Origin of the sequence: Niastella yeongjuensis (assembly GCF_900110245.1) — a bacterium.
Lineage (GTDB): Bacteria > Bacteroidota > Bacteroidia > Chitinophagales > Chitinophagaceae > Niastella > Niastella yeongjuensis.
The window spans coordinates 418,073-430,469 of sequence record NZ_FOCZ01000005.1; the positions used below are offsets into that span (position 1 = coordinate 418,073).

A 12,397-nucleotide genomic window follows, 5' to 3' on the forward strand; every position below is an offset into this window, starting at 1 on the left:
TTTTTAATCATTCGACAATTAAAATGTCACATTCAGGCCCACCACCAATTGTTTAGTCAATGGATACTCGAGCGAACCGTTCATTTCCGGATCATACTGTTTTAACAAAGGACTCTTTGTTACAATCAAAGGGTTGGTAATAGTGCCATATACACGGAACTTCTCCAACGACAGCTTTTTTATAAGATCCCGGGGCATGTTGTAAGCCAGCGTGATATTTTTAACTTTAAAGAATGATCCATCCACATAGTTCAAACCGGAGAAGCCAGTTAACGAACCCGATGTTTCCAGGTAATTCATTACCGGGAAGTCGTTAGATGCATTCGTTGGGGTCCAGTAGTTAAAGTATGTAGGAATTGTTCTGGAAGGGCTTGCTGTGGTTGCAAAACCATTTGGCTGATACCAGCCCATCATATTATAACTGATGGTTTGTCCCCATCTGAAATAGGAGTATACGCTCAACTCCCAATTTTTGTAGCTGAATCCGTTCTGGAAACCAAGCGACCAGTTTGGTGAGTTATGGCCCACGATCTGGTAATCGGTAGGGCTAACGCCATAGGTATTTTTAGCAGCGGTGAGTGCAGGATTGAATTTCTGCGCAGCAGCCAGATCAGCATAATAGTAAACCAGGTTACCGTTTGCGTCGTTCTTGGTATATACACCTTCTTCCAGGCGGGTTAAACCGGGCACATCTACATGAATGTCGCCGGGACGTTTACCAAATGCAGCAGCATCCTTCTCCTGACCGATCTGCCAGATGCCATCCAATTTATAGTTGCGGAATGAGTTTACCGGCTGACCTATAGTAAGGGAGTACTGGTTATTATCACCATTAACGATGTTATTGGCAACACCACCGGTCAATGCCAGGATCTTTTCCTTGTTATAGGAAAAGGCAATTGCTGAGGTCCAGTTAAAATCTTTGGTAACAATATTACGGGTGTTCAATGCCAGCTCTATACCCTTGTTCTGCGTTGAAGCTACATTGATATTGGTCTTATACTGCGTAGAGGCGTTATACTGTCCGTAAATGATGGGGGCTGTAACACCGTAGATAACGCCTTTGGTCTTTGTGTTATACACATCCAGTGACATATCTATCCGGTTGTTCAGGAAAGAAGCGTCTACCCCGATATTTGTATTGTAAGACTTTTCCCATCCTAAATCGGGATTGGTAAGGTAAGCGGAGTTGCGGAACATGGGCACCCCAACACCACCCAACGACATATTGAGATATTCCAGGTTGGCCACAGAGCTATAAGGATCAATTTTTGCGGTGCCGGTAACACCCCAGCCTACCCGCACTTTTAGGCTATTCAACCAGCTCTTTGTTCCATCCATGAACGACTCGTCGGAAATGCGCCAGCCGGCTGAAACGGCAGGGAAGTTATCCCACCGGTTGTCCTTATATAATACGGATGAACCGTCGCGGCGGATGGTAGCGGAGAACAGGTATTTACCCTGATATGCATAGTTGATCCGACCAATAAAACCAAGCGTTTTCGACATGTTGAATTCCGACGTGGCTGTTGTAGTAGAGTCACCAGGCAGTTTGTACCATTTGTAATTGTTAAACTGTATGCCGGTTTGGAACATCTTGGTTTTGGTATTCTCGTTGTTATACCAGGTAGTGATGCCGGTTACGGTAAATGCGTGATCATGCGCCACCTTGAAATTATAGGTCAAAATGTTTTCCCATTGGTAGCCTACAGCACGGTCCTGATCAACCTCGCCTTTGGCAACACCGGCATTGTTGTAAGTATATGCTACGGAACCTTTCCCATCGAACCGGTAGGTATTATTGTAAGTAAGGAAGGTGCTCAAACGGCTCAAATAGCTTAATCCTTTCAATGGCCTGATCTCGATGTAAGGATTTATATACAACTTAAGGTTGTTATCTAAATTGCTGTATACCCCGGGTTGCTGGTTAAGCAACAGGTTATATACGTTATTCCCCAGATTGGTATTCAGGGTGCCATCGTCATTATAGGGTCTCGCCAATGGATCCGTTACCAGCGCGTTCTCCAGTTTATCCAGCGCTTTATTTCTGTTCACATAAGATGCGGTGAGGTTGGCTCCTACAGATACCCAGCTCTTCACTTTATGGTCCAGACGCATAGTGGTTGAAAAGAGTTTATAGTCGTCGCCTACATATTGTCCTTTTTCATTGGTGTAGTTGAATGACATGTAGCCTTTGGTCTTTTCGTTACCCCCGGAAATACCCAGGCTGTAGTTTTGGGTGCGGGCGTTTTTTTGGAGGAACAGGTCTGCCCAGTCTGCCCACTGGCCCTGCTGGTAAAGGTCCCATCTTGAAGCACCAAAGATCTTTTCATCATCTGCCGGTGATTGCCACAAAGCGCCGGTTTTTGTCCATTGACTGCTTGCGGCATCCCATACATAGCTGTAAGCATCGCGTTTGGTTTGCAGATAATCTTCGCCGGTACGCATTTTCGGAGTTACACTCCATCCATTGCTTCCGTAATAAGTATTGAAATCGATGGCTAATTTTCCAGCCTTACCGCTCTTTGTGGTAATGATGATCACCCCGTTTGCACCGGCAGAACCATATACCGCCGTGGAAGACGCGTCTTTCAACACTTCTATAGACTCGATGTCATAAGGGTTTAAGGTAGAATAGTCGCCAGGCAACCCATTGATAATAAACAACGGCGTACCGCTGGCATTGATTGACCTGTTACCACGTAGTTGAATGTTAAGCGGAGCGCCGGGCTGGCCTGATGGTTTGGTAATATCCAAACCGGCTACCCTGCCCTGCAATGATTCCATTGGGTTGGGGCCAGGGCGGGCAGTGATCTCTTCAGGTTTTACAGATGCAATAGCACCCGTAAGGTCTCTCCGCTTTTGAGCACCATAACCAATCACCACTACTTCTTCCAGTTTTGCATCGATGGGATTCAGCGAAATACTGACGTTGGTATTCTTTCCAACTGTTATCTCCTGTTGCAGGTAACCTACAATTGAGAATACCAGCACATCACCCTGATCGGCATCAATTTTAAACTCACCTGTTGAATTGGTAGTAGTACCCACTTTATTCTTTCCTTTAATTACAACAGACACATTATCGAGCGGGTTTCCTTTTGCATCAACCACAGTTCCCGTAATAGGAACACGTGCTTCCACTTCTTCAATAACAACAGGCACTTTACGTGACAGTACGATTGTTTTTCCCTTGATGGAATATTCAAGGGGTTGATCTTTCAGTACGATCTCCAGCACATCTTTCAATGGAAGATTGTTGGCTGTTATACTTACAGTTTTCGATTCATCCAGATCACGCTTGTTGTTGAATATAACATATCCGGTTTGTTTTTCAATTGCAGAGAAAACCTGTTTTAGCGACAGGTCTTTACCGGAGAGTGTAATGTTTTGGGCTGTTCCCTCAGCATGGGCCGAGAAGATAGCAACTGTAATAAATAAGATAGTCAATTTCATCGCGCGAAGCAGTCTTTTGGTGATGGTTCCGTTGAACCCTCCCCCACAATCAGGCAATCGATTAGCCAGGTAATGCCAGGGCATAGAAAATCCGGAACCAATTGATTTTTTTTGCATAAGTTGCAAACGTTTGGTTGTTAAAAAATGGAGAACTATAGACTTTCGTTTTGGGCAATTAAACATACTGCCGGAAGTGGTAACGACACTTCCGGTTTTGGTTTAACCCAACAGGTGTTATGTAATGTGTGATTTTTGCATAGCAATCGTTTTTATTTAGGCAGTATTATTCGCTCTTATAAGTACTTATCCGTAGCCGGATAAAAGTAAACGTTTACATTTAAAGACCAGCGTATTATACTTTACGCTGTTGATAAGGTATTTTTTCCTTATCGCTGGATCAACAACTTTCTTCCTTCCAACCGGCACTTCACGCCTATCTTTTCTAAAACCGTCACTAACTCGTTCAACGTGATATCTTTGGTCATCTTTCCATTCAGTTCCACATCGGTTGGGATCCCATTTTCATAAACCACTTCTATGTCGTACCAACGTTCCAATTGCGCCATGGCATCCTGGAAACTGATATCATTGAAATCGAACACCCCGTTTTTCCAGGCCATCACCTGATCTATATCGGTGTTATCTACCATCTTCAATCCGGGTTGTGCTTCCTGGCTGGTTGTTTTTTTCGCAGCATCGTTCAACTGCAATTTCTTTTGATCTATCAGTATCTGCGCCTGCTGACCGGGCTTAAGAATGAGCGGCGCTTTCTTACCGGGTTGACTGGTTTGGTTGGGTGACAATGTTATAGAAATGGAACCTTCTAATAATGTTGTATTGATTACCGGCTCATCATCATAAGCCTTTACATTAAAATGTGTGCCTAATACTTCTATCTGCGCCTGGTTATTTACATTTAGCCGGAAGGGCATTGCTGCGTTATGGGCTACTTCAAAATATACTTCACCAGTTATAGTAACCTTGCGCTCATTGCCGGTAAATGTGGTGGGATATTTTATTGAACTGGCGCTGTTCAGCCAGGCATTTGTTCCATCGGGTAATATCAAGTGGAATTTACGGGCTTTCGGCGTTGACATAACATTATATACAACTGCAGACCCGCTGCCTTCATACATTAATGTGCCGTCTACTATTTTAGCAGTTTTACCGGCTTGCTGAGCGATAACTCCATTTTGAATACTATCTAATAACACCTGTGATCCATCAGCCAGCGTTAAAATGGCACCATCTTTACCAGGTAAAATCTTATATGCCCCTGCTATTGGCTGAGGAGGATTTTTTTTTGTAAGAAAGTAAGTGCCGGCAGATAATAAGAGTAAGACAGAAGCAGCAACCCACCAGTAACGAATCACGCCCGGGATGCGGCGAATTGTTGCCGGTTGTGTGTTTTGTTGTTGCCAGGTTTCCTTTATTTGAAGGAAAGCCTTTTGCCAGTAATCGTAGTTATAGGGTTCAATAAGTTGTGACGGAATAGTATGCTCCTGCGCGAAAAAAGAATCAGCCTCGGCGATCAACTCCCCCGTTTGGTCGGCATTGATGATCGCTGCAATCCGGGAATAGTCATTTCCGGTGGCATGGCCAGCCCTGGCTTTCTCCAACAGTACAAGCAATTCGTCTTTTAGGAATTGTTCCATCGACATTTATTGAATTAGGGTCAAAAAAAGTACGCTACATTCCCTGCCCTGTTATAATGTACCGTGGGAAATGAAAACATACCTATGGTTTCAAAAAAAAATTATAAAATAATTAAGATTAGCAAAGCTGGCAGTAAAATACCATGCTGGGTGAGGTAATCCTTGATGAATTTTACTGAACGCACGAGTGAGTTGCGAACAGTTTGCACAGAAATATTCAGTTGGTCAGCCACTTCGGCAGCTTTTAACCCGGTTTCACGGCTTAATTGAAAGATTCTCCTCGCCTGTTCAGGTAACAAGGAGGTCGCTTCCTGAATCAGCCTGGCAGTTTCGTGGAGGGAAACGGTATTCTCCAGGCTGTCTTCTCCTTCAACCGGATTTTGTAGTTTGAATTCGTTGTATTTCTGGTTGCGGGAAACCTGCTTCGACAACCAGGTGTACGAGCGGTTATAAGCCATTTTAAAGATCCAGTTTTGTGGCACATCTACTTCGGCAAGCGATTCACGGTCAATCCATAAATACAGAAACACTTCCTGGATAATGTCCTTTGCCACGCCTTCTGACCTGGTTATTTTCATGATGAGCGTATGCAGGCGCGGCACATACCGGTGAAACAGGGTATTAAATGCTTCTTCATCTCCCTGCGCAATGCGCGAGAACAATTCTTTTTCGGTATTTATTTGACTATTATCCAACACTTTATCTCCCTATGACCGCTGTAAACTTACTTCAATTTTAGGATAAAAGGAACGCTCCGTTACTAAAAAAAAGCCACCGGAATATCCGATGGCTTTTTTTTAAAGTATAAAATGTAATCAAGTTACTGGCGGGCAATAATTTTGATCTCAACCAACTGGCCCGGTAATGCCAGTCCATTCACTGCAACAATTGTACTTGCTACACTTTTAGGGTTAGGATAAAATTCCGCTTTGTTGTTTTTGCGCGCCTCAAAAGCCGACTGCATATCCGTTACAAATAACACTTCTTCCACCACATCGTCTACTGTCATGTTGAATCTGGACAATAAGTTATTGATATTAGCATAGGTCTGCTTCATTTGTGCCTCCATACCATTAACCAACGCACCTTTTTCATCGTGGCCAAGTTGCCCTGAGATCCAGACAGTATCGCCCTTTTTTACCGCCTGGGCATAACCATAGTCATCTTCCCAGGGCATTCCGAAGTTTTGAATTTGTTTTTCTTCCTTTTTCATATGCCTTAATTTATTTAAATAAACAATTGGTTTCTTAACTAAGCATTTGGGTTCCGCTTAACAACATAGCAAACGACGGTGGCTAGGCCCGGTATCACAATAGCGCTTAAGCCAATCCATTTGGCTAACACCGCCCCCAATAAACAACCAGCTAAAAATCCGCCGATGACAACCAGTTGCTTTTTAAAACTGCTCCACACAGTTCCGTCACCAGTTCCCCAATTCCATATCAGGCGACCAAGGTCCAGGGAAGCCTGTGTAACATTTCCTGTCATCATGGTAGTTGGCCCATGCGTTTCTTTAGCAAATAATTTGCCGAAGGCATTTTGCAAACCCATTCCAAATACCGCGATCATCACTATAACATAACTTAATAGGTTTTGATCAATGGTTTTCAATAATGGAGATACAAGGGCCATTATTCCGGAGATCGTTAAAACGAGCCCCTCGATAAACAACAATTTGTACTTCCCTGGCGATCTTTCAGCCAACCAGCCACCAGTCATAACCGCCATCACAAAAACCGGAAAGGTGAGCACTTTAACCCACGATTCCACCGTATGGCTATCAGAAACGACCTGGGCTGCAAATACAATAAAGTTGCCGGTAACATGCGCCGAAAAAATAGAATCACCAGCAATAAAGGTGGCTGTATCGCAAAACCCGGCTACCCAGGCAAGCAGGAACGTAACCCAGTTGATACGGGACATTTTATTCAATTAAAGAGTTTATAAAAAATAATTCCATCAATAGAAAACCGGCCAGCGCCTAAAAAAAGAAGGAGTAGAAGACAGATCGTGTAGATGTAAGGGACATCACGCACTTCGAGGTTATCTTTTCTGTGCACTATAAAGTAGCCAATGCTGGTTACTCCTATGGTGGGTATTACCGCCAACCTTGTTGCCACTCCCAGTATAATAAGAAAAGGCACAACTGTGTCAGATAACCCGGCCACCAATCCATTTAGTTTTTCAGGCAGGTGTAATGGATTGGGCACGTGTTCCCGCTGTCCGTTCTCCAAACGAAATTTTTTCAAGCCATGCACCCGGAACAATTCAATTGCAAAAAGAATTCTGAAAACCAGGAAAGCGACATTATTAAAATCACTTCCAAGATCAGAATAAAAAACAAGTTGTATAACATGATCCATAATAAACTATTTAGAATGCAAAACAGGAACATCCAAGCGCGCCCCAGAAAGCGTTGAAATTGTTAACAGGTACTGGGTTAAGCCGGGCGCGGTCATGATCATGGCCATGAACAGTACAGCTGCCGCTGCAACAATGTACCTGCGAGGTAACAGCTGCATCAGCGCCGGCGAAGGCCTGTTGTGAGGCTGCGCCTGATCTTTTATTTTTTGCAGCCGAATAATAACCTCCATACTGGCTTACCGGCGACCAGTCGGGTGAAACAGGAAGCGGCGGAGGTGCCATAGAAGAGAAATCTCCTTTTGCATATACTATTTTTCCACCCAGGATCGTCAACTCGGCCTCTATTGCTTTTATTGCCTCATCGGCAATGCTGAAGTAATCGGCATCCAGCACCACTATATCTGCCAGCATGCCTGTTTTAATGCGTCCTTTTTTGTCCTGCTCTGTAGAGAACCAGGCGCTACCCTGGGTATGAAGGGCCAGGGCTGTTTCCCGGTTCAGTTTATTCCTTTCATCATATAACTGCATACCACCTACGCTTTTACCGGCAGTAAGCCAGTATATGGTCATCCATGGATTATAGCTGCTTACGCGTGTAGCATCGGAGCCGGTGCCTACAGGCACATCCATTTCCAGCATCCGTTTTACAGGCGGTGTCATGGCGGCCTTGGCCGCTCCATAGCGATCAGTAAAGTATTCGCCCTGGTATGCCATTCTGCTTTGTATGGCTATGCCACCACCTAGTTTTTTAACACGTTCTATATTATGTTCATCAATGGTTTCTGCGTGATCGATGATCCAGTGCAAACCATCAAAGGGAATGTCGCGGTTCACTTTTTCAAATACATTGAGAAAGCGGGTAATGCTTTCATTATAAGTTGCATGAAGCCGGAATGGCCACTTATTGCTTACCAGCAGGCGTACCACTCTATCCAGTTCAGCCTCCATGTTCTCAGGAAGGTCGGGGCGCGGTTGCAGAAAGTCTTCAAAATCTGCTGCAGAAAAAACAAGCATTTCTCCTGCGCCGTTATGGCGATACATATCATCTCCCTGATGTAATGGTATATTTTTTGTCCAGTGCCCAAAATCTTCCAGTTCTTGTTTAGGGTGTTGGGTAAAGAGATTATATGCGATGCGAACAGTGAGTTGTTCCTTTGCTTTCAACTCTTCAATCACCTTGTAATCATTGGGGTAATTCTGAAACCCGCCGCCGGCGTCTATGACGCTGGTTATACCAAAGCGGTTCAGCTCCCGCATAAAATGCCGGGAAGAATTTAGCTGTTGTTCATAAGTCAACACCGGGCCTTTAGCGAGCGTGGCGTACAGGATGAGGGCATTGGGGGAAGCGATCAGTAAGCCGGTTGGTTCGCCGTGCGCATCTCTTTCGATGATGCTACCGGGAGGGGCGGGGGTGTCTTTGGTATATCCTACCGCTTTCAATGCTGCCCGATTCAACAGTGCCCGGTCATACAAATGCAAAATAAAAACTGGTGTATCTGGTGCGATGGTATTGATCTCCGCAAGGGTTGGCATTCTGCGTTCTGCAAATTGAAATTCAGTCCAGCCGCCTACTACCCTAACCCATTGAGGCGGCGGTGTGCGTTGCACCTGCTGCTTAAGCATGCGCATCGCGTCGGCTAAAGAAGGCACCCCATCCCAGCGAAGCTCCAGGTTATAATTCAGTCCACCCCGTATGAGATGCGTATGGGAATCGTTCAAACCCGGAACAGCCCGTTTTTTATGCAGGTCTACTAATGCAGTATCAGGTCCTGCTAACTGCATCATAGCAGCGTCATCACCGGTTTTTATAAATTTTCCTTCCTTAATGGCTACGGCTGTAACTTCGGGTTGTTCCTTATTGCCTGTATGAATTTTACCGTTATAAAGGATCATATCGGCTTTCATGGTGCATAAATTTTGTTAGGTAACATTTTTAGTTATTGAAGCTGGCCATTGCTTCTTTTATTGCCTGTGTGCTGACCTCATAAAAAGCCGGCCCCGATAACAAGGTCATTTTGGTTAAAGGTTTATACGCAGACATATTTTTTTCCTTCAGGTAAGCTTGCGTGCGGTAAGCTTCAACCGCACCTTTTACCACATTGGATGCTACCACTGCCGTTGGCGATTCCACACCGGCATCTTTCAGGTTGCTGGCATGTGAATAACTGGTTACGCCAAGCCTCAACGCCTCACGCATGCCGATGGCGCCTACAGTGAACATGATGTCCGGATCGAATTTGTTACGATCGCCCAGGCCAATCAACAACAGTTGTTTGGCGGGCATAGTGCCGGGTGCAGGCGTGATAAGCAGGGTCTCATACAAATAACCTTTGAATTTACCGCTGGCACGCAGCCCGGTTATGAGGCCCTTTAACGCATCATCCACATGCAACATACCATTCAAATTGGCCGGCAGGGCAGGCGGAGTAGTGAGATCATTAGCCGTATACTCAAATACACAGGCTATCTGTAAAGGTGTAGCCTGCGCCGAAGGGCTTTGCACCTTCGCTTCTATGTCGATACCATCTGTTTTCCCAACGATGGAGCTGGTACCTATTTTAGGCAGCGTGCCCGTTTGTGCATTTGCCGAAATCGAAGTAAGTGAAAGAGAAAGAAGGTAAACACCCAATATATGTACGCTTACTTTATGGCAACGTGTACGCGTATGTGTACAATTCATTTTGATTTGGTTTTTTCCTGTTAAAATTTAAAGGTGAGCTGCGCATTGAAGTATTTGGAATCGACCGCTTCACTGATCTGTTGTTTCAGAAATGGGCCTATCTGAAAATACTGCACGCCCACACTTATTTTAATGAATTTTGAAAATGCATAATCCATGCTAAGCAACCAGGTGGTGCCTGTATAGCGTTGACGGCTGCCATTTGTCTCCAGGAAAATTTTCCCGGAAGGAGTATAAATACCGTCGTCCAAAGAATACCGCCAATTGAATACCATGTCCCATTGCAGAGAGAACATGTCTGTAAAATTGAAAGTGCCATATGGGTGCAAATCGATAAGATTAGCGGGGCCAATACGTGGATTGAAACCAAAATAACCACCTCTTGGATACAGTGGATTGAAGGTTTGTAAACTCCCATCCCCTTTTTTTCGATCCCCGGAGATATAATCGTTCCGCAGGTTGATGGTGGGTTTGAACCTGGCCCTTTCAAACGTATAGCCAATGTCTATAGCGGTTGTCCAGGCATTGATATCACCAGTGCCAAACTTTCCGAACTGGTAAGCAGCTTCCAGGTTATAGATAAATCCCCCACCATATTTCCAGTACCGTATGGCAACCGTGTGCCTGGTTTCATCGGCTGTACCTTCCGGATAGGTAACACCCAGGTGATGTGTGCCGAGGTAGTAATAGTCAAAATTTCCGCCGGCCGGTATGATCAGCCAGGTATAAACGCCCCACAGGTTTACCTGTTTTAGCGTCTTGTTGTCGAATACACCCGGTTGCACATCGTCATCGGCCATGCCCAATACGTCCAATCCGAATGAAGGCGCATGATACATGGCTTTAATGCCGGTGAAATACCGCCGCGCATTGGTGCCTTCACTCACGGAAACAAGCCGGCCGCTTCCATAATCGACCTCCTGCCGGCCCAGGCGAAAGCCAAGGCTGCGGTTTTCCCGATGCCAGGTTAACAGGTCAATAAAAAGATTTTGAACATTCAGTTGATCTTTATCAACAGGGGCGGGACCGAATTTGTTACCGGTTTCCAATGCACTGCGCAATTGCCCGAATATTCGTACCCGCTGCCCCCATTGCAGATTACCAAACAGGTCATACCGTTGTAACAGGGAATGATTGCGTCCATCATCAGGTCGCCAGTTTTCCCTGTGTGTAAAGATCATATCGTACCGCGCCTCGCCCCCAAACGAGAGTATAACGTCCCGCTCGGCATTCAATGGAATGAATTTGGTTCGCTCGAAACTGTTGAGGCTGGTATCTTTGGCGAGGTACTCGTAATCTTCGTTAAATCGTAGCAATTTGAACTGCTGTGCACCTGATACACCGGGAAAAACCAACATCCCTGTAATAACTAAACTTAAGCTATGCAGCCGCATTGTAAGTATGTTACCCGTCTTTAATGCTTAAGCATGGCATAAGCGTATTGTATTCCGATACCGTAAGCGCCGCCTAACCGTTGCATAAGACCGACTACGGCGTCGTATGTTTCCATACTCGCCCAATCGCGTTGCAATTCCAGCAGGTATTGAACACTTGTAATTGGCTGGGCACCTGCCTGTATCATACGTTGCATAGCATTTTCATGCGCTTCTACGGATACGTCGGCGCAGGCATCCGCCACAACATATACTTCATACCCTTCAGCAATCGCACATAATACTGGTCCTACAATACAAACGGAAGTCCACATACCAGCCATTACGATCTTCTTTCTGCCAATGCTGGTGATGGCTTTATAGGCCGCTTTGTCTTCCCACGTGTTCATATTTGTACGATCCAGGTAATTAGCCGTCTCCGGATAAAACTCCATGATGTCAGGGAATACGGGTCCACTGATCGTTTTTTCCGCTACAGTTGTTACCGTTGTAGGCACCTTGAAGATTTTTGATGCGCCGGCAATAACGGCCGAGTTGGTCCGCAATGCACCTACATCCATACTGCCTACTGAGAAAGCCATCAGGCCTTCAAAATCAATTAAAACAAGTTGATGGTTAGTGGGTGTTAGTAACCGATCTGAGATCGTCATGGTTGAATTGTTTTATAATGGTGAATTAGATATGGAAACCAGTAAGCTCACATGATGTAAGCTGTCTCTTTATTCCAAACCAGTGCCATAATTTGCCAGATCACCATCAAAACATTTTAGCCGTTTGATTTACAGTCAACTACAGATGACCAGCGTAAACAAACAACCATAAACATGCGCGGAATGTTACTCCAATAT

Annotated in this window: 10 protein-coding genes; all 10 read right to left on the reverse strand. The window is 45.0% G+C overall.

Annotated elements, in window-relative coordinates:
• Positions 1-18: 18 nt before the first annotated feature.
• The 10 genes from BMX95_RS15690 to BMX95_RS15735 all read right to left on the reverse strand — a co-directional run bounded on the left by BMX95_RS15690 (position 19) and on the right by BMX95_RS15735 (position 12,199).
• Entirely contained in the window at positions 19-3,573 is a 3,555-nt protein-coding gene (locus BMX95_RS15690; RefSeq protein ID WP_081203383.1) for a TonB-dependent receptor, read from the reverse strand.
• A gap of 269 nt (positions 3,574-3,842) precedes the next feature.
• On the reverse strand, positions 3,843-5,111 hold the full coding sequence (locus BMX95_RS15695) for a FecR family protein (RefSeq protein ID WP_165759069.1): 1,269 nt from the start codon (positions 5,109-5,111) through the stop codon (positions 3,843-3,845).
• Between the two features lie 101 nt (positions 5,112-5,212).
• The gene (locus tag BMX95_RS15700) at positions 5,213-5,809 is read right to left on the reverse strand and encodes an RNA polymerase sigma factor (RefSeq protein ID WP_081203385.1); all 597 of its coding nucleotides are present in this window, start codon (positions 5,807-5,809) and stop codon (positions 5,213-5,215) included.
• 122 nt (positions 5,810-5,931) lie between these two features.
• Positions 5,932-6,324 (reverse strand): Rid family hydrolase, encoded by a 393-nt coding sequence (locus BMX95_RS15705; RefSeq protein WP_081203386.1) that lies wholly within the window; start codon positions 6,322-6,324, stop codon positions 5,932-5,934.
• A 38-nt stretch (positions 6,325-6,362) separates the two neighbouring features.
• Positions 6,363-7,034, reverse strand: a complete 672-nt coding sequence (locus tag BMX95_RS15710; protein ID WP_081203387.1) for a YoaK family protein — start codon at positions 7,032-7,034, stop codon at positions 6,363-6,365.
• A gap of 5 nt (positions 7,035-7,039) precedes the next feature.
• Positions 7,040-7,474, reverse strand: coding sequence for a DoxX family protein (locus BMX95_RS15715; protein ID WP_081203388.1), 435 nt, complete (start codon positions 7,472-7,474; stop codon positions 7,040-7,042).
• 10 nt (positions 7,475-7,484) lie between these two features.
• Complete coding sequence (locus tag BMX95_RS15720; protein ID WP_081203389.1) at positions 7,485-9,380, reverse strand: amidohydrolase; 1,896 nt, start codon at positions 9,378-9,380, stop codon at positions 7,485-7,487.
• Positions 9,381-9,408: 28 nt separating this feature from the next.
• Positions 9,409-10,155, reverse strand: a complete 747-nt coding sequence (locus tag BMX95_RS15725) for a M17 family peptidase N-terminal domain-containing protein (RefSeq protein ID WP_081203390.1) — start codon at positions 10,153-10,155, stop codon at positions 9,409-9,411.
• 20 nt (positions 10,156-10,175) lie between these two features.
• Positions 10,176-11,549, reverse strand: a complete 1,374-nt coding sequence (locus BMX95_RS15730; RefSeq protein WP_090519456.1) for an alginate export family protein — start codon at positions 11,547-11,549, stop codon at positions 10,176-10,178.
• Positions 11,550-11,569: 20 nt separating this feature from the next.
• Positions 11,570-12,199: a hydrolase gene (locus BMX95_RS15735; RefSeq protein WP_081203391.1), complete on the reverse strand. Its 630-nt coding sequence runs from the start codon at positions 12,197-12,199 to the stop codon at positions 11,570-11,572.
• Positions 12,200-12,397: the final 198 nt, after the last annotated feature.